At 70.4% G+C, this 26,647-nt stretch carries 30 protein-coding genes; 6 read left to right on the top strand and 24 right to left on the bottom strand.

Features of this window, described 5'->3' with window-relative positions; genetic code table 11:
* Positions 1-9: 9 nt before the first annotated feature.
* Complete coding sequence (locus K1T34_RS21225; protein ID WP_220245963.1) at positions 10-483, bottom strand: Lrp/AsnC family transcriptional regulator; 474 nt, start codon at positions 481-483, stop codon at positions 10-12.
* Positions 484-858: 375 nt separating this feature from the next.
* Between K1T34_RS21225 and K1T34_RS21220 the strand changes: the two genes are divergently transcribed.
* Together K1T34_RS21220 and K1T34_RS21215 are read left to right on the top strand one after the other, a co-directional pair.
* The gene (locus K1T34_RS21220) at positions 859-1,071 is read left to right on the top strand and encodes a BldC family transcriptional regulator (protein WP_072474890.1); all 213 of its coding nucleotides are present in this window, start codon (positions 859-861) and stop codon (positions 1,069-1,071) included.
* Positions 1,072-1,225: 154 nt separating this feature from the next.
* Positions 1,226-1,411, top strand: a complete 186-nt coding sequence (locus K1T34_RS21215) for a hypothetical protein (protein ID WP_220245962.1) — start codon at positions 1,226-1,228, stop codon at positions 1,409-1,411.
* A 112-nt stretch (positions 1,412-1,523) separates the two neighbouring features.
* Here K1T34_RS21215 and K1T34_RS21210 read toward each other — a convergent pair whose 3' ends face one another.
* The 7 genes from K1T34_RS21210 to hemL all read right to left on the bottom strand — a co-directional run bounded on the left by K1T34_RS21210 (position 1,524) and on the right by hemL (position 8,984).
* Positions 1,524-2,873, bottom strand: a complete 1,350-nt coding sequence (locus tag K1T34_RS21210) for a MinD/ParA family protein (RefSeq protein WP_220245961.1) — start codon at positions 2,871-2,873, stop codon at positions 1,524-1,526.
* An 89-nt stretch (positions 2,874-2,962) separates the two neighbouring features.
* Complete coding sequence (gene ccsB, locus K1T34_RS21205) at positions 2,963-3,940, bottom strand: c-type cytochrome biogenesis protein CcsB (RefSeq protein ID WP_220245960.1); 978 nt, start codon at positions 3,938-3,940, stop codon at positions 2,963-2,965.
* A 3-nt stretch (positions 3,941-3,943) separates the two neighbouring features.
* Positions 3,944-5,554 carry a cytochrome c biogenesis protein ResB gene (locus tag K1T34_RS21200; protein ID WP_220245959.1) on the bottom strand — a complete coding sequence of 537 codons (1,611 nt, stop codon included), beginning with the start codon at positions 5,552-5,554 and terminating at the stop codon, positions 3,944-3,946.
* Positions 5,551-6,324, bottom strand: coding sequence for a cytochrome c biogenesis CcdA family protein (locus tag K1T34_RS21195; RefSeq protein ID WP_220245958.1), 774 nt, complete (start codon positions 6,322-6,324; stop codon positions 5,551-5,553). Before K1T34_RS21195 ends, K1T34_RS21200 begins: the two co-directional genes overlap by 4 nt.
* A 157-nt stretch (positions 6,325-6,481) precedes the next feature.
* Entirely contained in the window at positions 6,482-7,060 is a 579-nt protein-coding gene (locus tag K1T34_RS21190; RefSeq protein ID WP_220245957.1) for a TlpA disulfide reductase family protein, read from the bottom strand.
* Complete coding sequence (locus K1T34_RS21185) at positions 7,057-7,683, bottom strand: histidine phosphatase family protein (protein ID WP_220245956.1); 627 nt, start codon at positions 7,681-7,683, stop codon at positions 7,057-7,059. Before K1T34_RS21185 ends, K1T34_RS21190 begins: the two co-directional genes overlap by 4 nt.
* A complete protein-coding gene (gene hemL / locus K1T34_RS21180; RefSeq protein ID WP_220245955.1) occupies positions 7,680-8,984 on the bottom strand; it encodes a glutamate-1-semialdehyde 2,1-aminomutase in 1,305 nt (434 codons plus the stop codon). Before hemL ends, K1T34_RS21185 begins: the two co-directional genes overlap by 4 nt.
* A gap of 118 nt (positions 8,985-9,102) precedes the next feature.
* On the opposite strand from hemL, the gene K1T34_RS21175 reads away from it, so the two are divergent.
* Positions 9,103-9,591, top strand: a complete 489-nt coding sequence (locus K1T34_RS21175) for a TspO/MBR family protein (RefSeq protein ID WP_220245954.1) — start codon at positions 9,103-9,105, stop codon at positions 9,589-9,591.
* Here K1T34_RS21175 and K1T34_RS21170 read toward each other — a convergent pair.
* From K1T34_RS21170 to K1T34_RS21160, 3 genes are all read right to left on the bottom strand, one after another.
* The gene (locus tag K1T34_RS21170) at positions 9,584-9,787 is read right to left on the bottom strand and encodes a dihydrofolate reductase family protein (protein ID WP_220247326.1); all 204 of its coding nucleotides are present in this window, start codon (positions 9,785-9,787) and stop codon (positions 9,584-9,586) included. The two genes, K1T34_RS21175 and K1T34_RS21170, sit on opposite strands and share 8 nt — an antisense overlap.
* Before the next feature lie 98 nt (positions 9,788-9,885).
* Entirely contained in the window at positions 9,886-10,314 is a 429-nt protein-coding gene (locus K1T34_RS21165; RefSeq protein WP_220245953.1) for an ABC-2 family transporter protein, read from the bottom strand.
* A 97-nt stretch (positions 10,315-10,411) separates the two neighbouring features.
* Positions 10,412-11,440, bottom strand: a complete 1,029-nt coding sequence (locus K1T34_RS21160) for a hypothetical protein (protein WP_220245952.1) — start codon at positions 11,438-11,440, stop codon at positions 10,412-10,414.
* Between the two features lie 74 nt (positions 11,441-11,514).
* Between K1T34_RS21160 and K1T34_RS21155 the strand changes: the two genes are divergently transcribed.
* Positions 11,515-12,129 (top strand): TetR/AcrR family transcriptional regulator, encoded by a 615-nt coding sequence (locus K1T34_RS21155; RefSeq protein ID WP_220245951.1) that lies wholly within the window; start codon positions 11,515-11,517, stop codon positions 12,127-12,129.
* A 150-nt stretch (positions 12,130-12,279) separates the two neighbouring features.
* Here K1T34_RS21155 and K1T34_RS21150 read toward each other — a convergent pair whose 3' ends face one another.
* The 12 genes from K1T34_RS21150 to K1T34_RS21095 all read right to left on the bottom strand — a co-directional run bounded on the left by K1T34_RS21150 (position 12,280) and on the right by K1T34_RS21095 (position 23,647).
* Positions 12,280-12,966: a DUF5666 domain-containing protein gene (locus K1T34_RS21150; protein WP_220245950.1), complete on the bottom strand. Its 687-nt coding sequence runs from the start codon at positions 12,964-12,966 to the stop codon at positions 12,280-12,282.
* A 12-nt stretch (positions 12,967-12,978) separates the two neighbouring features.
* Positions 12,979-14,181 carry an ABC transporter permease gene (locus tag K1T34_RS21145; RefSeq protein WP_220245949.1) on the bottom strand — a complete coding sequence of 401 codons (1,203 nt, stop codon included), beginning with the start codon at positions 14,179-14,181 and terminating at the stop codon, positions 12,979-12,981.
* Entirely contained in the window at positions 14,178-14,882 is a 705-nt protein-coding gene (locus K1T34_RS21140; protein WP_220245948.1) for an ABC transporter ATP-binding protein, read from the bottom strand. The genes K1T34_RS21145 and K1T34_RS21140 overlap by 4 nt, the downstream gene beginning before the upstream one ends.
* The gene (locus K1T34_RS21135; RefSeq protein ID WP_220245947.1) at positions 14,879-16,177 is read right to left on the bottom strand and encodes an efflux RND transporter periplasmic adaptor subunit; all 1,299 of its coding nucleotides are present in this window, start codon (positions 16,175-16,177) and stop codon (positions 14,879-14,881) included. Before K1T34_RS21135 ends, K1T34_RS21140 begins: the two co-directional genes overlap by 4 nt.
* 85 nt (positions 16,178-16,262) lie before the next feature.
* Complete coding sequence (locus K1T34_RS21130) at positions 16,263-16,598, bottom strand: hypothetical protein (protein WP_220245946.1); 336 nt, start codon at positions 16,596-16,598, stop codon at positions 16,263-16,265.
* 32 nt (positions 16,599-16,630) lie between these two features.
* On the bottom strand, positions 16,631-17,074 hold the full coding sequence (locus tag K1T34_RS21125; protein WP_220245945.1) for a hypothetical protein: 444 nt from the start codon (positions 17,072-17,074) through the stop codon (positions 16,631-16,633).
* A complete protein-coding gene (locus K1T34_RS21120) occupies positions 17,074-17,712 on the bottom strand; it encodes a hypothetical protein (protein WP_220245944.1) in 639 nt (212 codons plus the stop codon). Before K1T34_RS21120 ends, K1T34_RS21125 begins: the two co-directional genes overlap by 1 nt.
* 25 nt (positions 17,713-17,737) lie before the next feature.
* Positions 17,738-18,709: a porphobilinogen synthase gene (gene hemB, locus K1T34_RS21115; RefSeq protein WP_220245943.1), complete on the bottom strand. Its 972-nt coding sequence runs from the start codon at positions 18,707-18,709 to the stop codon at positions 17,738-17,740.
* A gap of 146 nt (positions 18,710-18,855) precedes the next feature.
* Entirely contained in the window at positions 18,856-20,388 is a 1,533-nt protein-coding gene (locus K1T34_RS21110) for a bifunctional uroporphyrinogen-III C-methyltransferase/uroporphyrinogen-III synthase (RefSeq protein ID WP_220245942.1), read from the bottom strand.
* 86 nt (positions 20,389-20,474) lie between these two features.
* Complete coding sequence (hemC, locus tag K1T34_RS21105) at positions 20,475-21,425, bottom strand: hydroxymethylbilane synthase (protein ID WP_220245941.1); 951 nt, start codon at positions 21,423-21,425, stop codon at positions 20,475-20,477.
* A gap of 3 nt (positions 21,426-21,428) precedes the next feature.
* Positions 21,429-22,745: a glutamyl-tRNA reductase gene (locus tag K1T34_RS21100; RefSeq protein ID WP_220245940.1), complete on the bottom strand. Its 1,317-nt coding sequence runs from the start codon at positions 22,743-22,745 to the stop codon at positions 21,429-21,431.
* On the bottom strand, positions 22,742-23,647 hold the full coding sequence (locus K1T34_RS21095; RefSeq protein ID WP_220247325.1) for a redox-sensing transcriptional repressor Rex: 906 nt from the start codon (positions 23,645-23,647) through the stop codon (positions 22,742-22,744). Before K1T34_RS21095 ends, K1T34_RS21100 begins: the two co-directional genes overlap by 4 nt.
* Positions 23,648-23,900: 253 nt before the next feature.
* Here K1T34_RS21095 and K1T34_RS21090 point away from each other — a divergent pair, with 253 nt between their 5' ends.
* Positions 23,901-24,530, top strand: coding sequence for a hypothetical protein (locus K1T34_RS21090; protein ID WP_220245939.1), 630 nt, complete (start codon positions 23,901-23,903; stop codon positions 24,528-24,530).
* 89 nt (positions 24,531-24,619) lie between these two features.
* A complete protein-coding gene (locus K1T34_RS21085; protein ID WP_220245938.1) occupies positions 24,620-25,045 on the top strand; it encodes a hypothetical protein in 426 nt (141 codons plus the stop codon).
* Positions 25,046-25,060: 15 nt separating this feature from the next.
* Here K1T34_RS21085 and K1T34_RS21080 read toward each other — a convergent pair whose 3' ends face one another.
* The gene (locus tag K1T34_RS21080; protein WP_220245937.1) at positions 25,061-26,623 is read right to left on the bottom strand and encodes a molybdopterin-dependent oxidoreductase; all 1,563 of its coding nucleotides are present in this window, start codon (positions 26,621-26,623) and stop codon (positions 25,061-25,063) included.
* Between the last annotated feature and the right edge of the window lie 24 nt (positions 26,624-26,647).

Raw genomic sequence — 26,647 nt, 5'->3', positions numbered from 1 at the left:
CAAGGGAGGCTACGCCTTGTTCTCGGCCTCTTCGTCCAGGCCCGCGTTGTTCGGGCGACCCTCGAAGCGGGTCGAGAGCACCACCGTCGTGTTGGTGCGCCCGACGCCCGGGATGCGCCGCAGCCGCCCGAGTGTGTGCTCCAGCTCGTCGACGGTCGACACGCGCACCTTCACCACGAACGCCTCGTCGCCGGCCACGGCGTAGCAGCTCTCCACCTCGGCGAGCTCGCCGAGTGCGGTGGCCACGTCCTCGTCGGTGGCGGTGTCCGTCGGGTGGATGCCCACCAGCGCCGTGACGCCCAGACCGACGGTGCCCGGGTCCACCATCGCGTGGTAGCCGGTGATCACCCCCGCGGCCTCGAGCTTGCCCACGCGCTCGTGCACCGACGAGGCCGACAAACCGACGGAACGGCCGAGGTCGGCGTAGGTGGCCCGGCCGTTGACCCGCAACGCCGCGATGATCTTCCGGTCCAGCTGATCCACCGGCTCATTATGCTTCGCGGCCCGCGCCGGTCGCAGGGAAGGTAAGACGCCCGGATCAACGGACAGAGTGTCTACTGCGTCACAACGTCGCCGATGGCCGCTATCGCCCGCGATGCCCCTTTGGCGCGTCTTTACCTGAGGCCGCCGCTCCGCAGAAGAAAACCTCCTGGTCAGAGCCATTTGAACAAGGACTTCACACACGGGAGGACGCCAGAGGTTATGTCCCTTTTGCACTTTAAGGGCTCTTTACTCAAGGACAACCGTTCGAGTACCCGACGGGTGAAGTGCCACGATTGCCGCGTTGGCTACCCCGGCGCGACGGGCGAAAGGCCCGATGCCTCCGGTATAGCAAGTAGGTCGTTAAGGAGGCGGAAAATGACCGCGACGATGGGCGGAAGGTTGCTCACCCCGGGAGAGGTGGCCGCCTTGTTCCGGGTGGACCCGAAGACGGTCACCCGGTGGGCCACGGCCGGCCGGATCGGCTCGATCCGGACCCCGGGCGGGCACCGCAGGTTCCGCGAGTCCGAGGTGAACGAGCTCCTCGCCGAGCTCACCACCGACGCGAGCGAACCGGCCCGCAAGGCCTGAACCACCGCGACGAGAGGGTCGTGAGTGGTAAGAGGTGACTTCCCGCACCTCTTACCGGTCACGACCCTTCGTCGTACCCGGGGTTCGGGCCGGCGCGGCGTTTTGGGGCTAACCTGGGGAACCGGCAAGGCCTTGCACGACGGAAGGACCGGGCATGATTGCTCTGCTCGCAGCGGTGGGCGCGATCACCATCGCCGTTCTGTTGTGGCGGGCCTTCGGCGCGCAACGCATCGGTGTGCCCGATCGGCGGCCCACCCTCGCGCCCGACGACGACCCCGACTTCCTGCGCAAGCTCGGCGAGCAGCAGCGCAAGCGGCCCACCGACGACCCGGACGCCTGAGCGCCGGCAAGACGTAAAAGCGCCCCAGCACGTGCGGCCGGGGCGCTTTCGCAACGCTTTACGAACCGGGCTCCGTGCTACCGAGCAGCGGTACTGAATCAGCGGTCTTGGCTCAGCGGTACTGCTGCGCCCCGAAGCCGTCGGCCACCGTCGCCGCCAGCTCCAGCAGCGCCAGGCGCGTGTCGCCGCCCAGGCGTTCCAGCTCGACCTCCGCGCCCTCCTCGAGGTGCGCGTCGAACGGGATGCGGCACACGGCGCGGACCTTCGCGCCGAAGTGGGCCGAGAGCTTGTCGAGGTCGACCGAGCTGCCCTTCGGGCGCACGGAGTTGATGACCACGACCGAGCGCTTCACCAGGTCGCCGTAGCCGTGGGCCTCGAGCCAGTCGAGCGTGGCCGAGGCGCTGCGGGCACCGTCGACCGAGCCCGACGAGACGACCACGAGTGAGTCGGCGACGTCGAGCACGCCCTTCATCGCCGAGTGCATCAAGCCGGTGCCGCAGTCGGTGAGCACGATGTTGTAGAAGTGCTCCAGCAGGTTGACCGTGCGCCGGTAGTCGGTCTCGGAGAAGGCCTCCGACACAGCCGGGTCCTGCTCGCTGGCGAGGATCTCCAGCCGGCTCGAACCCTGTGAGGTGTACGAGCGGACGTCGCTGTAGCGGGTGATCTTCTCGGCGTCGCGCAGCAGGTGCCGCACGGTCGCCGTGGTCTCGATGGCGATCTTCTGCGACAGCGTGCCGCGGTCCGGGTTCGCGTCCACGGCCACCACGCGGTCGCCGCGCAGCGAGGCGAAGGTCGAGCCCAGCGTGGTCGTGGTGGTGGTCTTGCCGACGCCGCCCTTGAGCGACAGCATCGCGATCTTGTAGCACCCGCGCAGCGGCTGGTTCACGCGCGCGATCAGCTCGCGCCGGCGCGTGTCGGCCGGGCTTTCGCCGGGGTTGAGCAGCTTGCCGGTGCCCACGAACAGCGCCTTGCGCCAGCCGGACTGCGGCGTGCGCTTCGCCTGCTTCACCAAGTGCGCGGTGGTCAGGTCGTCGGGCACGGCCGAGTGCCGGCCGCCCGGCTGCGGCAGGACCGAAGGCTGCTGCTGCGGTTGCTGCTGCTGCGGGTAACCCGCGGGCGGGTACTGCTGCTGCGGCTGCAGCGGCGGAAGGTTCTGGTCGTACTGCTGCTGCGCGTACCCGGGCGGAACCTGGCCGGGCTGCGCCGGCTGGGCCGCCTGCGCGACGGGCTGACCCGGCACGGCGTGCGGGCCCGAGTTCGGGTTGGGCGAGGCCACGACCTGAGTCGGCTGGGCCTCATACGCGTCCGCGGACGGGTGCGGCGTCGAGTCCGTGCGTTCGTCGGAGAACAGTTCGGCCGCCGGTTCCGGAGCGGGTTCGGGCTGTGCCTGAGCCTGCTCGGGCGGCCCTGGAACACCGCCGGACTCCGCCCGGGTGGCCGCCTCTTCGCTGGGTCCGGTCACCGCTGCCAACCTCCCGATCGCACCGCCTGCTGGATCCTCAGGTATCGACGGTAGTCGGGTGGAGTGTTACGAACCGCGTGGACCCCCGGTCAGTTCACCCCTGCGTAGGAGTGCAGTCCGGCAGTCACCAGGTTGATGAAGAACAGGTTGAAGATCGTCACCGCGAAACCGACGATGTTGATCACGGCCGCCCGCGTGCCGCGCCATCCCGCGGTGGCGCGGGAGTGCAGGTAGGCGGCGTAAACGACCCACGCGATGAAGGCGACGGTCTCCTTCGGGTCCCAGCCCCAGAACCGGCCCCACGCGGCCTCGGCCCACACCGCGCCGCACAGCACGCCGAAGGTGAAGATGGGGAACGCCACGATCGTGGCGCGGTAGGCGATGCGGTCGAGCACGTCGGCGGCCGGGAGCTTCGGGCCGAAGCCGGGGAACTTGGCCGGGTTGCGGTCGTACGCGGTGCGGAAGAGGTAGAGCACGCTCGCCACGCCGGGCACCAGGAACACGCCGGAGCCGATGATCGCGGCCGACACGTGGATGTAGAGCCAGTACGACTGCAGCGCGGGCACGACCGGCGCGGCCACCGTGTAGAGCAGCGTGCCGTTGATGAACATCAGGATCACGACGGGCAGCAGCAGGAAGCCCGTGAGGTGGCGCACCGGGAACTTCCGGATCACGATCAGCCACGCGACCACCGTGATGAAGGTGACCGCCATGCCGTACTCGTACATGTTGCCCCACGGCGCGCGGTGCACGGCGAGGCCGCGCAGCACGATCGCGGTGAGCTGCAGCAGCGCGCCCAGCACCAGCAGCGACGCACCCATGCGGCCGATGCGCTCGGCGCGGCCGACCTCGCGCGGGGCCTCGGGCTCAGCCGGGTTGTCGGCGTCCTCGATCACCGGCCCGCCGGCGCCGACCAGCGACTTCTGCGCGCTGCGCGCGTGGGCCTGGCGGCCCTTCGCGCCGAAGGCCTGCTCGAACAGCGAGAGCAGGAGCGCGAGGACATAGATCGCCACCGTGGTGGTGTAGAACCAGTCGCTGTACTGCGACAACGTCTCGTTGATCTGCATGCCTCAGCTGCCTTTCCGGCCCGTGACCAGCCGTTCGCTGATCCGCTGGAACTCTTCGCCGTACCCTGCCTGGTCGGTGCGCGCCAGCCCGGCGACCTCGATCACGGTACCCGCGTGTCCGTCGTCACCCGGGCGCACCCGCACCCACACCCGCCGCCGCTTGACCAGCAACGATCCGCCCAGGCCCACGAACATCACGATCGCGAAGCCGAGCACGAACACCTGCGTGGGGTCGTGGGAGATCTGGAGGTTCACCCACTTGTTCACGCCGTCGAAGCGGACCTTGGTGCCGTCGTCGAGCGTCACCGACTGGCCGATGGCCAGGTTCTGCCGCGCGACGCGCTTGAGGCGCCCGTCGGCCACTCGGCCCTGGTCGACCTCGAACACCGACTGCCCGCGGCCCGCGTCGAGGCCGAGGTCGCCGCGCAGCACGTCGACGGCGACCATCGGGTTGTTCAGCTCGGGCGCGGTGGAGGTGAGGATCCCGCCGTGGACGAACGAAGTCGGCGCGAGCACCCCGGTGATCGCGAGCTGCTTGGTGCGCCGCTGGATCTCGTCGGTGATGCCGGGCTGGTCGAACTTCGTGGCGCCCTGCGAGAGCATCGTGGTCGTGTCGGTGGGCCGCCACTGCGTGTTCTGCGTGCGCTGCTCGCCGTTCGGGAACGTCACGGTGAACTGGGGCGAGTAGCCGTTGCCCAGCAGGTAGACGCGGTCGCCGACGGTGCGCAGCGGATCGTTGACCTGGAGGTTGTACGGCCGCCACGTGTTGGTCTTGAGGTCGTCGCCCGACTGGTACTGGATGTTCGAGTGGTAGTAGTCGGCCTCGCCGGCGGGCGTGTAGTTCGCGGTGAAGTCGTTGACCTTCACGCAGAACGCGTCGAGGTCGGTGCCGTCGATGCGCAGGCCGGCTTCGAACGAGTCGTAGTTGTAGATGCCGGAGTTGCAGAACTGGCTGCCGTCGGCCTGCACGATGACCTGGCCCTCGTAGCTGTAGAGCTTGCCGAGGGCGAAAAAGATGATCAGGCCGAGCATGCCGAAGTGGAAGAGCAGGTTGCCGGTCTCGCGCAGGTAGCCGCGTTCGGCGGAGATGCTGTAGCCGCCGCCGTCGTCTTCGTCACGCTCGATCCTGCGCCAGCCGGAAAGCTGCTTGCGCACGTCTTCGCGGATCGACTCGGGCGTGCGCGAGGTGCGGACGATGCGGTGGTGCGGCATGCGCGCCAGGTTGCGCGGCGTCAGCACGGGCTTCGCGCGCATCTGCTTGACGTAGTCCCAGCTGCGCGGCGTGAGGCAGCCGATGAGCGAGATCATCAGCAGCAGGTAGATCGCCGAGAACCAGACGCTGGAGTAGACGTCGTAGAACTCCAGCTTGTCGAGCAGGGTGCCCCACCAGCCGTGGCTGGTGATGTACTCGTCGACCTTGGCCGCGTTGAGCCGGTTCTGCGGCAGCAGGGCGCCGGGCAGCGCGGCGAGCGCCAGCAGGAACAGCAGCACGAGCGCGGTGCGCATCGACGTGAGGCCGCGCCAGGTGTTGCGCAGGAAGGCGAGCAGCTGCTTGCCGGCCGAGGGCCGGTAAGGGTGCTGCGGGCTGGCCGGGGGCGCTTCAGTGGTGGTCACAGTGGCAACACCAGGTTCGAGGCGACGGAGTTGCGGAGCCAGCCCATGACGTCTCCCCAGAGTCCGGTGACGAGCAGGATGCCGACGACCATCAGCAGCCCGCCGCCGATGAGCTGCACGCGGCGGCCGTTGCGGCGCAGCCAGTCGGTGGCGCGCACGGCCCAGCGGGCGCCGAGCGCGATCAGCAGGAACGGCAGGCCGAGGCCCAGGCAGTAGACAAGCACCAGCAGGTACCCGCGCGCGGCCGCGCCGCCCGTGGCGCTCGCGAGGCTCGTGACAGCCGAGAGCGTCGGGCCGATGCACGGCGTCCAGCCGAGGCCGAACACGGCACCCAGCAGCGGCGCGCCCCAGATCCCGCCGCCCGGCACGCGGTGCGAGCGGACCTCTCGCTGCAGGCCCGGGATCCAGCCGAGGAACACCAGCGCCATCGCGATCGTGAGCACACCGCCGATGCGCTGCAGCAGGTCCTGGTTGATCAGCAACGTGTCCGCGAGCCAGACGAGCGTGCCGAGCGTCGCGACGAACACGACGGTGAACCCGAGCACGAACAGACCCGCGGCGCCGAGCACGGCGTAGCGGCCCTTCTTGCGTTCCTCGTCGACACTCACCGCCGGCGCGTCGGCTCCCACCAGCGCCGCCAGGTACGCCAGGTACCCGGGCACGAGCGGCACCACGCAGGGCGACGCGAACGAGATCGCGCCGGCCAGCAACGCCACGCCCGCGGCGAGCAGCAGCGGTCCGGAGATCGCCAGCTCGGACACGGAGTTCACGCACTTGAGAGTAGGCAGTGAGCTTCGCGTAAGACGGGCGGGGGCAGCTCACAGGACGTACGCCACAGCCCGAAGGGGACCAAGGTCCCACTCGTGACCGGCGTTGCCGGACGGATCCGGCCGCGCCGGTCACCGAGTGAGCGAGCGGGCAGGCGGGCTACTTCTCGGCCAGCAGGCCCTTCACCGTCGGCATCAGATCCGACGCCAGGACGTCCCGCAGGAAGATCGCGGCGACGCGGTGCTGCTTGTCGAGCACGATGGTCGAGGGGATGAGGTTGCGGGGGTAGCCCTCGAGGCTCAGCAGCACGCGGCCCGAAGCGTCCCAGATGGACGGGTACGTGATGTCGCGGTCGCGCACGAAGTCCTGGGCGACCGAGCGGGCCGGGTCGCGGACGTCGAGGCCGATGAGCTTGGCGCCGAGCGGGGCCAACTCCTTGCTGGCGGTCTCGAGTTCCGGCGCCTCCGCGCGGCATGGGCCACACCACTGGCCCCACAGGTTGATCACCAGCACCTGGCCGGGGAAGTCGGCGATGGAGAGCTGCTTGCCTTCGTTCATGAGGTCGTCGCCGGCCAGCGTGGGCGCGGTCTGGCGCTGCGCGACCGGGTACTTGATGTCGACCTGGCCGCCCGGCGACACGAAGCTGAACGTGCCGCCGGAGACGACGGCGTCCTTGCCCGTGGAGCAGCCGGCCACCACAAGCGCGGCGGCCAGCAGAGCGCCGATCGCCCGCTTCATGCGCCCGTCACCTTCGGGTCCGTGGTGCCCGCGGGTTCGCTGTAGACGATGTCCACGAGGGCCTCGCCGTCGAAGACCAGCGACGTCAGCGAAGCCAGCGAGCACTGACGGTTGCGCGGGTCGTGCCACAGCCGCTTGGCCTCGAGGAACCGCCGCAGCGTCCAGATCGGCAGCTGGTGCGACACGCACAGCGCCTCGCGCCCCTCGGCCTGCTCGCGGGCGCGGTACACCGCGCCGAGCATCCGGTGCGCGATCTCGACGTACGGCTCGCCCCACGACGGGCGGAACGGGTTGACCAGGTGCGGCCACGCCTTGGGCTGGCGCAACGCACCGTCGCCGACGGCCACGCGCTGGCCCTCGAAGACGTTGCCCGCTTCGATCAGGCCCTCGTCGGTCGCAATGTCGAGGCGGTGGGCGGCCGCGATCGGCGCCGCCGTCTCCTGGGCGCGCTGCAGCGGCGACGCGACGACGTGCGCGAGGTCGTGGCCGGCCACGGCTTCCGCGACGGTGAGCGCCTGGCGCTGCCCGCGGTCGGACAGCCGGAAGTTCGGCAGCCGGCCGTAGAGGATCTTGTCGGGGTTGTGGACTTCGCCGTGGCGCAGGAGGTGGACGACAGTGGTCACGGCTTGACCGCCTCGGCCGCGGCGCGGGCAGCGGCCGGGAGGGCCGCCTCGATCACGCCGAACGCTTCGTCGTCCATCGCGGCGTTCACGAACCACGCCTCGTACGCGCTCGGCGGCGCGTACACGCCGGCGTCGAGCAAAGCGTGGAAGAAGGCCGGGAAGCGCCAGGTGTCGGCGGCCTGCGCGCCCGCGTAGTCGCGGACGGCGCCGTCGGCGAAGAAGACGCTCACGAGGTTGCCGGCGTACTGCACGTTGTGCGCGACGCCCGCTTCGGTCAGCGCCGCGTCGAAGAGCCCGCCGAGCCGCTTCGCGTTGGCGTCAAGCGCCGCATACACGGCGTCGTCGGCCGCTCGCAGCGTCGCGAGGCCCGCGGCGACGGCGACGGGGTTCCCCGACAGCGTGCCCGCCTGGTAGACGGGACCGCCCGGCGCGAGCTTGGCCATCACGTCGGCGCGACCGCCGAACGCGGCGGCCGGCAGCCCGCCCGACATGACCTTGCCGAAGGTGTAGAGGTCACCGGCCACGCCTTCCAGGCCGAACCAGCCGGCGCGCGAGACGCGGAAGCCCGTCATGACCTCGTCCATGATCAGCAGCGCGCCGTGCTCGTGGGCGATCTCCGCGAGTCCCGCGTTGAACCCGGCATCCGGGGCGATCGCGCCCATGTTGCCCGCGGCCGCCTCCGTGATCACCGCCGCGATCTCGCCCTCGTTCTCCACAAAGGACTTCCGCACCGCGTCGAGGTCGTTGTAGGGCAGCACGATCGTGTCGGCGGCCTGCGCACCCGTGACGCCGGGCGAGGTCGGCAGCCCGAGCGTCGCGACGCCGGAGCCGGCCTGGGCCAGCAGCGCGTCGACGTGACCGTGGTAACACCCGGCGAACTTCACGATCTTCGCGCGGCCGGTGAACCCGCGGGCGAGGCGGATCGCGCTCATCGTCGCCTCGGTGCCGGAGTTGACCAGGCGCACCTGCTCGACGGGCTCGACGCGGCCGATGATCTCCTCGGCCAATTCGACCTCGCCGATCGTCGGCGTGCCGAACGACAGCCCGCTCGTGGCGGCCGCGCGCGCGGCCTCGACCACCTGCGGGTGGGCGTGCCCGAGGATCATCGGGCCCCAGGACGAGACGAGGTCGACGTAGCGGTTGCCGTCGGCGTCCCACAGGTGGGGGCCCTCGCCGCGGACCATGAAACGCGGGGTGCCGCCGACCGAGTTGAACGCCCGCACCGGCGAGTTCACCCCGCCCGGGACGGCCGCCTTCGCGCGTTCGAACCAAACCTTGGACTGCTCGGTGCCAGTGCTCACCCGTCCAGTCTCGCAAATCCCCGAGCCGACATCGCGCGCGCGGGCGGCGGTGCTCCTAATATGGCCGATCACGGGCGGTTCGCCAGGTACCGCCGAGCCGGCGTGACGGGGAGGGAACGTGACCACGTCCACCCACCGACGCAACCCCTGGGTCGTGCTCGTGGTGTTCTTCGTGCTGGTCGCCGTGGTCGCCATCGTGGGCTCGCTCGCGGCCACGTCGGCGCCCGAGACGTACGCGCGGCTCGTGCTGCCGGAGTGGGCACCGCCGGCGAAGCTGTTCGGTCCTGTGTGGACACTCCTGTACGTGCTGCTCGCGTTCGCCGGCTGGGTCTACTGGCGCACGGACGGCGAGACGCAGGGCTTCGCCATGTACGGCGTCAGCCTGCTGTTCAACCTGCTGTGGGCACCGCTGTTCTTCGCGGGCGGCTCCACGCGGTTGGCCTGCGTGGACATCATCCTGCTCGGCTTCACCACGCTGATGACGATCGGTCTGTTCTACCGCCGCTCACACCTGGCCGCGGTGCTGCTGCTGCCGTACTTCTTCTGGATCGTCTACGCGACGGCGCTGAACGTGGCGATCATCGCGCTGAACGAGAATCTCAACTAGCTTCGCGCGCCGTGAAGACGTGGACGACGGTGCCGCGGCTGAAGGCGGTGGTGCTCACCGGGTCGAGGGTGAGCGGCTTCGTGAAGAGCCGCTCGCCGTCACCCAGCACGACCGGGTGGACGACGAGGCGGTACTCATCGATGAGGCCGGTCTCGATCAGGGACCGGGCGAACCGGACGCCGCCGTGGGCGAGCAGGTAGCTCGGTGCGCCCGTCGGCCGGCGCGACGTAGCCGTCGAGCGAGACGGACATCTTCAGCACGAGTGCGACCATGCGCAGCGATCGTAAACGGAAACTAGCTGCTCGCGCCCGTGTAGCGACGCAGGCCGGTGCGCCACACGAGGATCGCGACGAGCACCGCGGCGGCCGCGGTGACCAGCGCGCCGAGCACGAGCAGCGCGTCGGCCGGGCGGGCGAGGACGCGGGCAGGCGCCGAGGCGACCACCGCGAGCGGCAGCACGTAGGTGAACACACGCCGAAGCGGCCGGGCGTAGATGTCGGCGGGATAGCGGGCAAGCTGCCAGACGTTCCCGAAGAGGCTGTGCAGGTCGAGCTTCGGCGCCCAGAACGCGAGGCTCGCGAAGATCATCCCGACCGCCCACGTCGTCACCGTCGCGCCGGCCACCAGTACGGCCCACACCGAGAACGCACCGGCACCGGGGAACTGCGGCAGCTCGCCCGCGCCGGCGAATTCAGTGATCCACGCGTGACACGCCGCGAGCAAGGAAGACCAAGGGAATTACCACCGTCAGGGGTCCGATGGGTGCACGATCGGACACGGAACCGGGTACCGCCAGTTAAGGCGGCGCCCGGCCGGGTAACTAGGGCAGGATGCGGTAACGCTCGGCGACGGCGTGGAAAGCCGCCTTGGGCTCCCACGGCAGGCCCGGGTACGTCGTGCCGCCGCGGCCTTCCAGCACCTTGACGATGCCGCCGCCGGCGAGGTCGAGGTCGTCGCGCGGGTCGCCGTCGGGGCGGTGCGGGTGCGTGCGCAGGGCGAAGAGGTAGACGAACGCGCTGTCCACGCCTTCTTCTTCGAAGATCTCCAGGAGCTCGGTCAGGTACCGGGCTTGGCCGGGCTCGTCGCGTTCGTAGACGTCTTTCAGCCGAATCGGCCGGCCGTGCTGGTCGTTCTCGACGATCTCCATGCTGCGCGGCGCGACGTCACCGGCGCCGCGCCAGGTGGCCGTGCCGAACCCCGTGATGACCACGGGTTTGTCCTGTTGCGTCAACGTCCGCACGCCTTCGCGGAACACGTCGGCGACGGCGGCCGAGCGGATCAGCTCCAGCGTCGTGAAGTCGAACAGGTCCCAGTCGACGCGTTCGAACTGGATGGCCGCGTAGGTGACCTTGCCGCCGAAGGTCTTGCGGATCGCGGGCACAGCTTCGCGGAAGAAGTCGTTGAGGCGTTCGCTCACCGTTGCCAAGCGAGCAGGCCGGTCGGCAGGGTCGCCGAGCAGCCGGCCGAGGCGCTGCTCCAGCGTGGCGCCTTCGGCGAAACCCTGGACCATCACCGACAGCTCGGCCCCGGCGACGAACACGACCTCCGCCCCGGTGTGCCTGATCCGTTCGGCGCGTTCGGCACAGTCGGCGAACAGTTCGTGCAGCTCGTCCACAGTCAGGTCGAGCGGGTACGGCGAGAACCACACCTCCAGGCCCAGCTCGGCGGCCAGGCGCCCGGCGATCTCCAGCCGCTCGGGGACGCCGCCGACGAGCTGGACGGCGGTGCAGTGCAGGTCGTCGCGGATGATCGTGAGCTCGCGCCGGACGACGTCCGCGTCGAAGTCGTCCCAGGAAGTGGCCCCGTTCTTGAGGAATCCGGTGTCGTAGGCAATGCCGTTCGCTCTCATGGCGGCGAGACTAACTCGCAAAGTTGCGTGCACGCAAGATTGCGGATCCGCAGGTTTTCGGCTTTACTAGGCCCGTGACCGGTCTGCGTGAACGCAAGAAGCAAGCCACCCGCACGGCGTTGAGCTCCGCCGCGTTGCGGCTGGCGCGGGAGCGTGGGCCGGAGAACGTGCGGGTCGACGACATCGCCGAAGCCGCCGGGGTTTCGCCGCGGACGTACAACAACTACTTCGCCAGCCGGGAGGACGCGATCGTCTTCGCGGTGACCAGCGATCGTGAAACGCGGGTCGCGGCCGCCGTCCGTGCTTCTTTGGGCAGCTTGGCCGACGCGGTGGTGGAGGCCGTGGTCACGCAGTACACCGAGCCCGGCGAGGACGCCCGCGAAGCGCTGCTGCTCATCACGACGAGCCCCGCGTTGCGCACCGCGTACGCGCGTTCGGCGGGGGCCCTGGAACCACCGTTGACCTCCGTGCTGGCGGAGCGCGTGCCGGATGGGCCCACCGCCCGCGTGCTGGCGGCCGCCGTCGCCGCCGCCGTGCGGATCGCGCTCGAACAGTGGGCCCAGCCGGTGACCTCGGGTTTTGTCGTGGTGTCGGGTTCACTGCCGGACCTGCTGCGGTCGGCGCTCGCCCCATTGGTGCCGGCGTTGACCGCCGCTCAGGCCAGGCCGGAGGCGGACAGCGGGTCGTAGCCGGGCGTCCGGATCAGCTCCTGCAGCTGCCTGCGGCGGACGCCGACGTTGCTGCCTTCGAGGACCGGGTACGACAGCGCGTCCATGAGGTGACGGACCGCGGATGATACCCAGTTACCGACCAAACGGTAAGTAATCGAGTTTCACAGGTCAGCGAGCAGGCTGCTGCACGATCGCCTGCGCCGCGACGGTGCCGTCGGAGCCGGGGCGGCCCTGGACCGTGACGGTGGCGCCGGGTTTGAGGTCGGAGAGTTTGCCGGGCTGGGTGAGGCCGACGGTGGTGGAGTCCGAAGTGGACACGGTGACGTCGGTGCCCTGCGCGGTTTTCAGGGTGACGGTGGTGCCGTCGACCTTTTCGACCGTGCCGACGGTGCCGCGGCCGGCGCCGCCGCGGGCGCCGGTGAAGCCGCCGGCGCCCTGGCCCGCGCCCTGTTGGCCGGCGCCTTCCTGGCCTGTGCCAGTGCCCGTGCCTTGACCGGTGCCGCGGCCGCCGAAGGTGCCGCGGGCGCCACCCTGCTGGCCGCCTGCGCGGGCAGCGGCGGCACCGCCGCCACTGGAGCCGGAGCCGAGCGCCGAGTGCGTCCAGGCGCCACCGGCGAAGGACAAGGCGATGACCAGCAGGCCGGCCAGCACGAACGTCGGTTTGCCGAACGGCTTGGCGACCCGCTTCATCTCCTGGTTGAGGTCACCCTCGACAGCCGGGGAAGCCACGATTTCCTCAGGCGACGGAGAAGGAGAAAGCGAAGCAGCCAACGGCGCCGTCACCGGCGGAAACTCGGTCGTCGGCTCGTCGGGAACGGGGTTTCCCAACCCGGGCGACTGGGTGGACGAAGACATGTGCGAAGGCTCCTACTCGTGCCGGAGGGCGTCGATCGGGCGCAGGCGCGAGGCCCGGTTCGCCGGGAAACTGCCGAAGAAGAGACCGATCAGTGCCGATACCGCGAAGGCCAGCACGATCGACGACGGCACCACCACCGGGGTGATGCCCGCGAAGCTGAACTGGCTGCCGACCACGCCGATGACCACGCCGAGGAACCCGCCGAAGAGGCTCAGCATCGTGGCCTCGGCGAGGAACTGGCCGAGGATCGCCGCCCGGGGCGCGCCGATCGCCTTGCGGATGCCGATCTCGCGGATCCGCTCGGTCACGGTCACCAGCATGATGTTCGTGACGCCGATTCCGCCCACCAGCAGGGAAATCGCCGCGACCGCGCCGAGCAGCACGGTGAACGTCTGCGTGGCCGACGTCCGCGTCGCCAGCAGCTGTTCGGAGTTCTGGATCTGGTAGTCGGGTGTGCCGCCGAGGCGGATGCCGTGGCGGGCGTTGAGGATCGCGGTGATCTCCGCCTGCGCGAGCGACACCGAGTCGGCCGACGTGGCCTGCACGGCGATCTGGCTGAGGTTGCCGTAGCCGGCGAGCGAGTTCTGCACCGCGCTGATCGGGGCGATCGCGACGTCGTCGGCGTTCTGCAACCCGGTGCTGCCCTTGGCCTGCAGCACGCCGACCACGGTGAACTGGATGCTGTTGAGCAGCACGTTCTTGCCCACCGGCTCGGCACCGCCGAAGATCGACTGCGCAGTGGTCGGCCCGAGCACCACGACCTTGCGCGCCTGCTTCACGTCCTCGGAGGTGAACAGCGCCCCGTCGGCGATCTGGCGGTTGGTGGTGGCGAAGTAGGCCGGTTCGGTGCCCGTCACGGACGAGATGTCGTACGACGTCTGCCCGTACGTGGCCGTCGCGTTGGTGTTGACCACCGGCGAAGCGGCCTTCACGTCGGGTGCGCCGACCGGATCCACGAGCGCGTGGGCGTCCTGCACGGTCAGCGGCCGGGCCTCGCTGCCCTGCCCGCCGCCCCGCGACGGCGACACGTTCACGACGTCCGTGCCCAGGCCCTGGATGCTGGCGGCGATCGCGGCGGAAGCGCCGTTGCCCACCGCCACCAGCAGGATCACCGAAGCGACGCCGATCGTGATGCCGAGCGTGGTGAGCGTGGAGCGCAGCTTGTTGGCGGTGAGGCCGCGCACGGCGAAGCGCAGCACCTCGAACACGTTCACGCGACCACTCCGACGCTGCGGTTGCGCTCGTCGGCCACGATCCGCCCGTCGCTGACCCGCACCACGCGGTGCGCGTGCTCGGCGACCTCGTCCTCGTGCGTGATCACCACGATGGTGCGGCCCAGGGCGTTGAGCCGGTCGAACACGCCCAGCACGTCTTCGGTGCTGGCGCGGTCGAGGTTGCCGGTGGGCTCGTCGGCGAGCAGCAGCGCGGGCCCCGTCACCAACGCTCGCGCCACGGCGACACGCTGTTGCTGCCCACCGGAAAGCTCACTCGGCAGGTGCTTGGCGCGCTCGGTGAGCCCCACCATTTCCAGCGCGGCCAACGCCCTTGTCCGGCGCGCGGCCCGTCGAAGTCCACTGTAGACGAGTGGAAGTTCCACATTGGACAACGCACTCGTGCGCGGCACGAGGTTGAACGACTGGAAGATGAAGCCGATCTTGCGGTTGCGCAGCAGGGCGAGCTGGCGTTCGTTGAGGTCCGCGACGCTGAAGCCGTCGAGCAGGTACTTGCCCGAGGTCGGCACATCGAGGCAGCCCAGCATGTTCAGCAGCGTCGACTTGCCGGAGCCGGACGCGCCCATGATGGCCACATACTCCCCCGGCCGCACGACCAGTTCGACCCCGCGCAGCGCGTGGACGGCCGTCTCGCCGGAGCCGTAGGTCTTGCGCAGCGCGGAGACCGCGATCACGGGTTTCATCCGCGTCCCCCGCCACCGAAGCCGCCGGTCTGGCCACCGCGGAAGCCGCCGCCGGCGCCGCCGGTGCCACCCGTTCCACCGAAGCCACCGATTCCGCCGCCGCGCTGTCCGGCGCCGCCCGTGGTCGTGGTCGGCGACGCGGCCGTGAGCACCACGCTGTCACCCTCGTTGAGGCCCGACTTGATCTCCACAGTGGACTCACCACGTACGCCGATCTGCACCTGCTCCGGCACATCGCGGCCGTTCTGCTGCACCGTGACGATGTTCGTGGTGCCCGTGGTGGTGACCGCGGCGGCCGGCACGCTCAGCACGTTATCGGCCTCCGCGACGGTGATCACGACGCTCGCCGACTGCCCGGGCCGCAGCCCCGACGGCGGGTTGGTGAGCGTGAGCTGCGCGCCGTAGGACACGACGCTGCCGCTGGTCGTGGGCGTGAGGTCGATTTTCGACACCGACGCCTGGATCGGCTGGTCGGGCGAGGCGTTGAGCGTGACGGTGGCCTTCTGGCCCGCCTTGACCTTGCTCACGTCGATCTCGGCCACGGAGGTGTCCACGAGCAGGTTGGTCATGTCGGTGATCTGGACGAAGCCGGTGGACGACGAGCTGCTCGAGGAGCTGCTCGACGCACTCTGGCCGTTGCCACCGCTGCCGCCGGTGCCGCCCGAGGAGCCGGTGCCGCCGGAGCTTCCGGACCCGCCGCTGCCGGCCTGCTGGCCGACGGTGCCGTTGACCGCGGTCACGGTGCCGGCGCCCGGCGCGGTGAGCACCGTCGCGTCGACGGCCGCCTGGGCCGTGTCGACGTCGAGCTGTGCCTGGTCCACTTTGGCCTGCAGCGAGGTGGTGGACTCCTGGGGCGACTGGGACTGCTGGCCCTGGCCTTGTCCTTGACCGGAACCGGAGCTCGTGGCCGAGGTGGCGGCGTCCTCGCCGTCGGCGAGGTTGTCCTCGGCCACGTCGAGGTTGGCCTTGGCCACCTGCAGCTGTTTCTCGGCCTGCGTGGAGTCGATCGTGGCGAGCTTCTGTCCCGCGCTCACCACGTCACCGACCTTCACGTCGATGCTCGTGACCTTGCCGGAGGTGGTGAAGTTGGCGGCGCCGGTGTAGCCGCTCGAGAGGGTGCCCGCGGCGGAGACCGTTTCGGTCACGTCGCCGCGGCGCACCGGTGTGGTGCGGGTCTGTGCCTGGGCGGTGTTGCTCGCCGGCGTGAATGCTTGGTAGATCCCGAAAGCCGCACCGCCGAGCAGTACGACCAGCACCCCGTTGATGACCCATGTCCGGGTACGCAGCCGCGTCATGGGCGCAACACTGGTGGCGCTGCTTAGCAGTCAGCTGTTGGTTCCCTGTGGGTCAGCTGTGGATGTGGCGCCTCGAGTTGCGGACTCAGTGCTTGTTGCGACGGTGCCGCGCACTCACCGCGAGCAACAGCTGACGAACCGCGTCCACCACGAGCACGGCGCACAGCGCGCCGAGCGCGAGTGCCCCCGCGATGTGCCCACCGAAGTACCGCTGCGAAGCCAGCTGCGCGCCGTCGCCGGCGGTGGTGACGACCGTGACGACGCCCGCGTGCCACAGCAGGAACGCCAGCCACAGCACGACCGCGGCCACGACCAGCTCGCCGAGCGCCACGAACGCGCGCCACGGCTGGTTGAGCCGCGCCGCCTTGGCCGAATCGCCGGGCCAGAGGTCGGCGCCGGTCGGCTGGGGAAGGTCGATCACGGGATCAAGCCTCTCAGGTTTCGGGCCCTGCGTCATTTCGCCTCGTTCGCCTCGACGAGCCGGGTGAGCGCCGCCTTCAGCGCCTCGACGTCACGGGCCCACGCAAGCACGACCGTGCCGTCGTCGAGCTTCACGGGCAGCTCGTCGTATTTGTTCGGCACGCTCCAGCCGCCGCCGAGCACGCGCGCGCCGACGGGGGTGCCGACGTCGGTGACGTCCGCGATCCGCTTCGCCTCGACGCTTTCGCGGCCCTGGCGCAACGCCAGCGTGGTCACTTCCAGCGAGAGGAACCGCCGGCGCGCGTAGACCCACGGGATCGTGAGCCCGCACAGCGCGACCGCGATCAGCAGCCACGGGATCCAGTGCACCGGGCCGCCGGTCGCCAGCTCCGCCACCGCACCGAGCACCGCGAACAGCGGCCCCCAGACCAGGGACACCCAGCCGACGCCGGGTTCGGAGTAGAGCGTGCGGTCCATTACAGCTTCTTGCCGACCTTGGGGAAGTAGTCCCTGGAGGTGCTCGGCACGTACAGCAGCGCCACCAGGATCACCAGCAGCAGCGACGACACCACCGAGAACACGCTGCGCACGAGCCCGAGCTGGAACACCAGCCCCAGCAGCGCCAGCATCGTGACCACGGAGCGGGCCGAGCGCGTGCCCTCGCGGGCCTTGTAGGCGAACAGCACCATGATGATGCTGTAGCAGAGCGCGCCGACGAACAGCGCCCACACGAGCGTGGTGGCGTTGGACTCGAGCTGCGCCATGTCGAGCTTGCGGCCCGGCGCCGTCGCCTTCACGGCCTGGTCGACGAGCTGCTGCTTGAAGAAGATCGTGACGACCTGGCCGATCAGCAGCACCACGGACGCGACGATCGTGAGGATGAACGCGGCCTGCACCGGTCCGGGAGCCTTCGCCTTCGCAGGCTCCTCGGCGTTCTGCATGTACCCCGGGTACGACGCGACGGGCGGCGCCGGGGGGAAGCCGGTCGGGAGCTCTTTCGCCTGCTCTTCGACCTTTTCGCCCTGCTCGGCTTCGTTCGACGCAGGCTCCGGCTTCGCGAGGTCGTCGCTGGTCAGCCCCGCGGGTTCGGCGGTGTTGTCGTCCTTCTCGGCCACTCGTGGACTCTAGCCCAGTGCGGGCTCAGTCGAGCCAGGCGGCGGCTTCGGCGGCCCAGTACGTGAGGATCAGGTCGGCGCCCGCGCGGCGGATCGACGTGAGCACTTCCAGGATCGTGCGCTCGCGCTCGAGCCAGCCGTTGGCCGCGGCGGCCTCGACCATCGCGTACTCGCCGGAGATGTTGTACGCCGCCACCGGAACCGGCGAGATGTCCGCCGCCGCCTTGATGACGTCCAAATAGGACAGTGCCGGCTTGACCATGATCATGTCGGCGCCCTCGGCGAGGTCCAGCTCGATCTCGCGCAACGCTTCACGCGCGTTGCCCAGGTCCTGCTGGTAGGTCTTGCGGTCGCCCTTGAGCTGCGAGTCGACGGCCTCACGGAACGGGCCGTAGAACGCGCTGGCGTACTTGGCCGAGTAGGCGAGGATCGCCTTGTCGCTGTGGCCCACCTCGTCGAGCGCGCGGCGGATCACACCGACCTGGCCGTCCATCATGCCGCTGGGCCCGAGCACGTGCGCGCCCGCTTCCGCCTGCGCCACGGCCATTTCCGCGTACACGCGCAGGGTCGCGTCGTTGTCCACGGCGCCGTCCGCGTCGAGCACGCCGCAGTGGCCGTGGTCGGTGAACTCGTCGAGGCACGTGTCGGCCATCAGGACGGTCGCGTCCCCGAGCTCGTGGCGCAGGTCGCGCAGCGCGACGTTGAGGATGCCGTTCTCGTCGACCGCGCCGGACCCTTCGGCGTCCCTCTTGGCCGGCACACCGAACAGCATCAGCCCACCCACGCCGGCGTTCACCGCCTCCACCGCGGCCTTCCGCAGCGTGTCCCGGGTGTGCTGCACAACCCCCGGCATACTCTGAATCGGCCGCGGCGCGGCGATACCCTCGGCCACGAACATGGGCAGAATCAGCTGACGCGGGCGAAGCGTCGTTTCACCGACCAGCCTGCGCATGGCCGGCGTGGTACGGAGCCTGCGGGGTCGATGCTCAGGGAACACGTCGTTCACGGTACTCCGGCTGTTCGCGGGGCATTTCGCGTGCCCTCGGGAAAAACCACGTTCTGACAAGGTGTCTGGAAACTCCGGTACACGAGAAAGGCCCCTCCCCGGATACCGGAGAAGGGCCCTTCCCGAACCACGAACCGTCAGCTACGACGCGCCCGCTTCGCCTTCCGAGGCGGCGGCAAGGCCCCCTCCGCGCGAAGCCGGGCGGCGTGCTCCGCCAGGGCGTCCACCAGGTGCGGCACGTCGGCCTTCTCCGGCTGGACGTCGACGCGCAGGCCGAATTCCACGGCGGTTTCCGCGGTCTTCGGGCCGATGCACGCGACCAGGGTGCGTGTGTGCGGCTTGCCGGCGATGCCGACCAGGTTGCGCACCGTCGAGGACGAGGTGAAGCAGACCGCGTCGAAGCCGCCGGTCTTGATCATCTCGCGGGTCTCGGCGGGCGGCGGGGCGGCGCGGACCGTGCGGTAGGCCGTGACATCGTCGATTTCCCAGCCGCGGTCGCGCAGGCCGGCGGACAACGTTTCGGTGGCGATGTCGGCGCGCGGCAACAGCACCCGGTCCACCGGGTCGAGCACGTCGTCGTACGGCGGGAACTCGGCCAAGAGCCCTTCGGACGACTGCTCGCCCGACGGGATCAGCTCGGGGATGATGCCGAACGAGCGGACCTTGGCGGCCGTCGAGGCGCCGACGCAGGCGATCTTCACGCCGGAGAACGCGCGGGCGTCGAGACCGAACTCCTCGAACTTCTCCCACACCGCGCGCACCGCGTTGGTGGAGGTGAAGACGATCCACTGGTAGCGGCCGTCGACGAGGCCCTTCACCGAGCGCTCCATCTGCGCCGGGCTGCGGGGCGGCTCGACGGAGATCGTGGGCACCTCGTGCGAGGTCGCGCCGTGGCTGCGCAGCCGGTCGGCCATCTCGCCGGCCTGCTCCTTGGTGCGCGGCACCAGGACCTTCCAGCCGTAGAGCGCGCGCGACTCCCACCACGACAGCTTCGAGCGATGCCCGGCGGCCTGGCCGATGGTCACGATCAGCGGGCCGACGAGCTCACCCGCGTCGTTGCCGAGCGTGCTGAGCGTGGAGTCGAGGGTGCGCTGAGTGTTGATGGTGCCGTTGGCCGTCACCGCGACGGGCGTGGACGGCGGCATGCCCTTCTCCGTGAGCCGGCTCGCGGCCTCGGCGAGGTGCGCCGAGGTGGCGTGCAGCACGAGCGGGCCGGGCTGCGCGGCGAGCGCCGCCCAGTCGACCTCGCCGCGGACGTCGACCTCGGTGTGGGTGCCGCCCAGTGCGACACCGGCGTAGGCCGGCACCGCGGCGCCGGGGGAAACGCCCGGGATCACCTCGAACACGGCGGACGTGCGGGCCACGGCCTGCACCTCGTTCACCACGGCGGGGGTGGTCAGCGGGTCGCCGGCGACCAGGCGCAGCACGAGCCGCCCGGCCTTGGCCTCGGTGGTCAGGTCCTTCGACACGTCGGCGGGCTCACCGACGGCGGGCCGGACCTCGGCGCCGGGGGCGGCGAAGGCGAGCACGGCGGCAGGCACGTCGGGATCGGTCACCACGACCTCGGCCTTGGCGAGCAGCTCCTGGGCGCGGACTGTGAGCAGCCCGGCGTCACCGGGGCCCGAGCCCACGAAGGCGACGCGCCCAGCGGTCTTGCGAGCGGGGGTCATCTCTGGCGTTTCTCCTGTCAGGCGACCGGGTACGTCATCGGCCGCAGGTGTGTGGTGCTGGTCGTTCGGGTGCGGTGCGGGTTGCGTCACTGGGCGGGGCCGGAAAGCAGTGCGCCGGCACCCAGGTCGAGGAGCTCGGCGGCCAACGTCCGGCCGAGCTGCTCAGCCTCGGTGAAGTCGGCGAGTGCGGAAGCCCGCAGCATGTCGACCGCACCGTTCTCGCCCTCGACGGCCGCGGTGCCGCGCAACGAGATCCGTTCCACGACCGCGCCCTCGGAGTCGAGGTCCTCGACGATCTCGGCGAGCGCACCCACGGGTGCGCTGCACCCCGCCTCGAGCGCGGCCAGCAGAGAACGCTCGGCCGTCACCGCGGCCCGCGTGCCCTCGTCGTCCAAACTGGACGCGAGCAGGTGCTCCACGTCCACGTCTTCGGCCCGGCACTCCACCGCCAGCGCCCCCTGCGCGGGAGCGGGCAGCATCTGGATCGGGTCGAGGGTCTCGGTGATCGCCCCCACCAAACCGATCCGGGCCAGTCCGGCACGCGCGAGCACCACGGCATCGAGCTCGCCGTCGGTCACCTTGCGCATGCGGGTATCGATATTGCCCCGAATCGGCACGATTTCCAAACCGAGGCCCAGCGCGAGCAGCTGCGAGGTGCGCCGCGGCGCCCCCGTGCCCACCTTCGAACCGGGCGGGAGCTCACCCAGCGTGAGGCCGTCGCGGGCGATCAACGCGTCGCGCGGGTCCTCGCGCGGCGGCACGGCGGCGAGCACGATGCCGGCCGCCGGCGCCGTGGGCAGGTCCTTGTACGAGTGGACGATGACGTCGATTTCCTTGCGCAGCAAGGCTTCCCGCAGCGCCGAGGTGAAGACGCCGACGCCGATCTGCGGGATCGGCTTGCTGGAGACGTCGCCGGGGGTGGTCACCGTGACGATCTCGACCTCGGCGCCGGTGGCACGGATCTTGTCGGCCACGGTCTCGGTCTGCGCGACGGCGAGCTTGCTGCCCCGCGTCCCGATGCGAATCACTCTGTCCACTGCTTACTTCTTCTCGATGTCTGGCGGCACGGCGGTGGGGCTCGCCACAGCCGCGGGGGCCTGCGGGTCGAGGCAGAACAGCTCGCGCAACGCGTTGGCGTAGTCGGTGTCGGCCGTCTCGGCGGCCAGCTGCTTCACCCGCACGGTGGGCGCGTGCAGCAATTTGTCGACGACACGGCGGACCGTGCGGCCGACTTCTTCGCGGACCTGCGTGTCGAGGTCCGGGAGGCGGTTGTCCAGACGAAGCAGCTCCGCGTCGACCACGTCGGCCGCGCGACGGCGCAGCGCGGTGACGGTGGGCGTGACCTCGGCGCTGCGCTGGCCGGCGAGGTAGTCGCGCACCTCGTCGAGCACGATGCCGTTGGCCTTGATCGTCTGGCGTTCGGTGGTCGGGGCACCGGCGTCGCGCATGCGGCGCTGGATCGTCTCGAGGTCGACGACGGTGACGTCGACCAGGTCGGCCACGCCCGCGTCGACGTCCTTCGGCAGACCGAGGTCGCACACCACGAGCGGGCGGCCCGCGCGGGCGGGCACGTGCTCGGGCAGGAACACGGCATCCTGCGCACCGGTGCACGACACGACGATGTCGGCTTTCGCCACGGCGTCGGCCAGCTCGGACAGCGGCACGGGGCGCGCGGGCACGCCCTCGATCGCGGTCTTCTCGGCGAGCCGCGCGGCCTTGGCCTCGGTGCGGTTCGCCACGGTGATCTCGCCGATGCCGGCCTTGCGCAGGTGCGACGCCGTCAGCGCGCCCATCGAGCCGGCGCCGACGATCAGGGCGTGCTTGCCCACGAGATCACCCGCGGCGGCCAGCGCCTCGGACACCACGGACGCGCCCAGCTGGTCGAGACCCGTCTCGGAGTGCACGCGCTTGCCGACGCGCAGCGTCGTCTGGATCAGCTCGTGCAGCGTGCGCCCGACGGTGCCGGCCTCACGCGCGGTGGCGTAGGCCGAGCGGACCTGGCCGAGGATCTGCGTCTCGCCGACGACCATCGAGTCGAGACCCGAGGTCACGGAGAACAGGTGCTCGACGGCCGCGCCGGCGTAGTGCACGTAGAGGTTGTCGTAGAGCTCCGCCGGCTCCATGCCGGCCTGGCGGGCGAGCACGTCGGAGACGTCGTTGACGCCGCCGTGGAACGTCTCGACCACCGCGTAGACCTCGATGCGGTTGCACGTGGAGACCAGCATGGCCTCGCTCACGCTCTCGGCCTGCTGCAGCTCGTGCAGGACCTTCGTGACCTCTTCGGCGGGCACGGCGGCCCGTTCGAGCGTGGTCAGCTCCGCACTTCGGTGGGAGAGCCCGACCGCCAACACGCTCATCCGCGCACCACCATTCCAAGACCGCCGTCTGCCTGTCCGTTGCCGCTGCTGCCATTGTCGATCGGCAGGCCGGCGTCCGGTAACCCGGTATTCCCCTGAATTGCCAGGGCGTCATCGGCACGGCGAGCCACGTGGAACGAGAGGATCTGAAGTTCGACCGCCAGGTCGACCTTGCGGACCTCGATGTGCGCCGGCACCTGGAGCACCACCGGCGCGAAGTTCAGTATGCACTGGACGCCGCCCGCCACCAGCCTGTCGCACACGGACTGCGCAGCGGTAGGAGGTGTGGCGATGATCCCGATGGAAATCTGCCGTTCGGAGCAAACTCGCGGGATTTCGTCCAGGTGCGAGACGGGCAGACCCCCTACGGGAACCCCGACGAGGTCGGGGTCGAGGTCGAACAGCGCCTCTACGGGGAACCCGCGGCCGGGGAACCCGCCGTAGTTGGCCAGCGCGTGACCGAGGTTACCGATCCCGACCACGGCGACGCGGTGCTGGCGAGTGAGGCCGAGGATGCGTTCGATCTGGCTGACCAGCACCTGCACCTCGTAGCCGACGCCACGCGTGCCGTACGAGCCGAGGTAGGAGAGGTCCTTGCGCAGCTTGGCGGAGTTCACACCCGCGGACGCGGAAAGCTCTTCGCTGGAGACGGTGGTCGCGCCCTGCTCCGCCATTCCGGACAGGACACGGAGGTAGACGGCGAGGCGCGCGACGGCCGCTTCGGGGATCTGCTTGGCGCGGACGGCGGTCTCGACCGCGCTGTCGACCGCGGGCATCTCCGCCGTGGGCGCGTTGTCGGCATCGGGCGCTGCCCGCCGGGCGCGGCCATTGCCCTTCGCGGCCCGGCGGGGTGGTTCAGCGGGCGGTTCGGCACCGCTGCGCCTCCCCCGCTGTGTCACCACGCCGGCCACTCCTCAAGATTGGGTCGCATCCCTTGACCCCGCGACTGGAGTCCGGTTCAATGCCGGGCTTTTGCGGGACGAGTCCCTACGGTAGTCCACTTGTGAACGCGCGCACAAAGTCACTGGTCATCGACATGACGCGACGCACACCTGCCCCCGATCAGGTGACCGCGGCGCGAGTGGCGCCGGGCACCGGGGCCGGCCGGGCAAGATCATCCGCGCCCTGCCCGCGTTTCGGAGGTTGTTCAGGCTGATGGCCACCCACTGGATCTGGTACGTGATCTCACCGATCGTCGTCATCGGCGGCGCCTACCTGTACTACCGGCGCTACCAACGCCACCGCGCCGCCATCCAGTCCTTCGCCGCCGACCGCGGCTGGTCCTACACCGAACGCGAGCCCGACCTCGTCGGCCGCTGCTACGGCCGCCCGTTCGAGGGCTACGGCCGCCGCCGCCGCACCTGGCACGCCGTCGCAGGGCACTGGCGTGAGCTGGAGGTGCTGTCCTTCGAGTACAGCGAGGTCGTCGGCCACCAGAACCGCGCCCGCCGCCGCTGGACGCAGCTCACGGGCGTGCGCCTGCCCTTCCCCGCGCCCGAGGTCTACGCCGCCCCGCGCGACACCCTGGGCCGGCTCGCCCGCGACCTCGGCTTCAACCGCGCCGGCACCGGCGACGAGCCGTTCGACCAGGACTGGGTCACCTACGGCCCGGTGACACCCGCCATGCAGGAGTGGCTACGCCGGCACGGCCGCCCGTTCCGCGTGGTCGCGGGCATGGCCGAGACCTGGGACGGCGGCCGGTTCAACACCCAGCGGGTGGAGCCGGCGGTGGCGGATCTGGCCGAGCTGGTGCCGTTGCTGAGCGGGGTCCACGGCGGCCGGTGAGGATGCTCGTCGAGGGCGACCCGGACCAGCTGTTTTCAGAAGCTGCCGGGCTGAAGCCCGTCAGCCGTTGACGTGGAGGTGGGCGAGCGTTGGCCGGGCGCTGGTACTGGTATGTCGTCCTGGCGCTTGTCGTCGGCGGTTACGGGCTTTGGTACCTGCGCGGGTACCGGCGCCGGACCGCGACCTTTGCCGCCGGGGCGGGCGAGCGGGGGTGGACGTACCGCGCGCCAGCACTCACTGTGCGGCGCCGCGGGGTTGCGGGTGTCGTCGCGGGACGGCTGGGCGTGGGCGGGAGCGCGACCGGTAATCCCGACTTCGATCGGCGGTTCGTGTTCGAGGGCGACGCCACGGTCCTCACCCCCGAAGCTCAGACATGGCTCACCGCCCACCCGCGACCGTTTCGCATCGATGGCGGCGAGGTCCTGGTGTGGAACGAAGGGCGGTTCGACCTCGACCGCGTGGAGCCCGCACTGGAGCAGTTCGGGGAGCTGATCTCCCACACCCGGCTCGGCTGACCAGCCGAGAACAAGTCAGGCGTTGACCATCACCGAGTGCCAGCCCGAGGCGCCGTCCGGTACAGGCTCGGCGGCCTGGTCCGTCTGCGTGTAGCCCGACTGGTCGGTGGCCCGCACCGTCACGGTGTGGCTGCCGGACGGCACGGCCAGGTCGGTCCACCACATGCGCCAGGTGTCCTTGTTGACCTCGGTCGACAGGGTGGCCGGCTGCCACGGGCCCTGGTCCACGCGCACCTCGACCTTCGCGATGCCGATGTGCTGGGCCCACGCCGTGCCGGCGACGCGGAGCTTGCCGGAGGTCACCTTGGCGGTGTCGATGCGCGATTCGGTCTTGATGGGTGCCTGTTCGGCCCAGCCGCGCTGCAGCCAGTAGGACTGGCGGTCGTCCCACTTGGCGAACTCGAGGTCGGTGACCCACTTCGTCGCGGAGACGTAGCCGTACAGGCCGGGGATGACGATGCGCGCGGGGAAGCCGTGTTCGACGGGCAGGGGTTCGCCGTTCATGCCGATGGCGAGCATGGCGCCGCGCGTCGGGTCGAGGGCGATCTTGGCGGGGGTGCTGCAGGTGAAGCCGTCGATGCTCGTCGCGTACATCTGTTCCGCGCCCGGTTGCACACCGGCCGCGTTGAGCAGGTCGACGAGGTCCACGCCGATGAACTTGGCCGTGGAGATCAGATCCCCGCCGACTTCGTTGGAGACGCAGGTCATGGTGATCTCGCGCTCCACGAGCGGCCGCGAGCGGATGTCGTTGTAGGAGAACGAAACCTCGCGGTTGACGAGGCCGTGGATCTTCAGGTTCCACTCCTCGGTGCGCACCTGCGGCACCACGAACGCCGTGTCGATGCGGTAGAAGTCCGAGTTCGGCGTGATGAACGGCGGCGAGCCCAGCTTCTGGAAATCGGCATCGGGCGGCAGCGGCGGGGCCTTGCGCGCGGCGACGAGCGGTCCCACGGCCGCGCGCGACTGATCGGCGCTGCCCGTGCTCGAGATCGCCTGCCCGGCGACGGCCGCGACCCCCGCGCCCGCCGCGACGCCGATCCCGCGCGACAGGACCTGCCGCCGCGTCGGCCCCTTCGGCGGACGGCTGTCGTCGAACGCCGTCGGCAGCGCGTAGTGGTGCAGCCAGGTGAACACGAACGCCGAAGCCGCCAGCGACACGACGGGCGCCAGCAGCGCGAGCTGCCCGACGTCGGTGCGCTCGTACACGGCCGCGACACCGGCGATGCCGAGCAGCACCACCACGATCTGGCCACCCCGCGGCGTCCGGCGTGAAACCTGCCCGGCCAGCACCGCGAACAGCACCAGCACCACGGCGAGGCCGATCTTCAGCACCGTCTTGTCCGCCGTGCCGAGCGTCTGCTCCGCCCACACCACCACGGCGTGCGGGCTGTGCGCGATCACGAAGTCGGCGACGGCCACGAACGGCGACGCGTTGTAACCGACGAAGCCGGCGATGAGATGCCCCACGCCCAATGCGGTGACCAAGGCCGCCAGCCCGATCAACGACGCGATCAGCAACGACAGCCGCCGCGGCTCGGGGGGCTTGACTACCTGCGGGGCTTCCTTCAACGCGCTCACCCCACCATCTTCGGCGGGCTCAGA

The organism is Amycolatopsis sp. DSM 110486, assembly GCF_019468465.1.
GTDB lineage: Bacteria > Actinomycetota > Actinomycetes > Mycobacteriales > Pseudonocardiaceae > Amycolatopsis.
The sequence above is the reverse complement of the archived record's forward strand: the minus strand, read 5'-3'. Positions and strand labels throughout refer to the sequence as shown.

Bases quoted from the DNA above. Each gene is read 5' to 3' on its own strand.
- K1T34_RS21215 (WP_220245962.1), top strand. From the start codon at position 1,226: ATGATTGCTCTGCTCGCAGCGGTGGGCGCGATCACCATCGCCGTTCTG.
- K1T34_RS21090 (WP_220245939.1), top strand. From the start codon at position 23,901: ATGGCCACCCACTGGATCTGGTACGTGATCTCACCGATCGTCGTCATC.
- K1T34_RS21110 (WP_220245942.1), bottom strand. From the start codon at position 20,388: ATGACCCCCGCTCGCAAGACCGCTGGGCGCGTCGCCTTCGTGGGCTCG.
- K1T34_RS21220 (WP_072474890.1), top strand. From the start codon at position 859: ATGACCGCGACGATGGGCGGAAGGTTGCTCACCCCGGGAGAGGTGGCC.
- K1T34_RS21100 (WP_220245940.1), bottom strand. From the start codon at position 22,745: ATGAGCGTGTTGGCGGTCGGGCTCTCCCACCGAAGTGCGGAGCTGACC.
- K1T34_RS21190 (WP_220245957.1), bottom strand. From the start codon at position 7,060: ATGAAGCGGGCGATCGGCGCTCTGCTGGCCGCCGCGCTTGTGGTGGCC.
- K1T34_RS21150 (WP_220245950.1), bottom strand. From the start codon at position 12,966: ATGTCTTCGTCCACCCAGTCGCCCGGGTTGGGAAACCCCGTTCCCGAC.
- K1T34_RS21125 (WP_220245945.1), bottom strand. From the start codon at position 17,074: ATGGACCGCACGCTCTACTCCGAACCCGGCGTCGGCTGGGTGTCCCTG.
- K1T34_RS21160 (WP_220245952.1), bottom strand. From the start codon at position 11,440: ATGAGAGCGAACGGCATTGCCTACGACACCGGATTCCTCAAGAACGGG.
- ccsB (WP_220245960.1), bottom strand. From the start codon at position 3,940: ATGCAGATCAACGAGACGTTGTCGCAGTACAGCGACTGGTTCTACACC.
- K1T34_RS21140 (WP_220245948.1), bottom strand. From the start codon at position 14,882: ATGAAACCCGTGATCGCGGTCTCCGCGCTGCGCAAGACCTACGGCTCC.
- K1T34_RS21135 (WP_220245947.1), bottom strand. From the start codon at position 16,177: ATGACGCGGCTGCGTACCCGGACATGGGTCATCAACGGGGTGCTGGTC.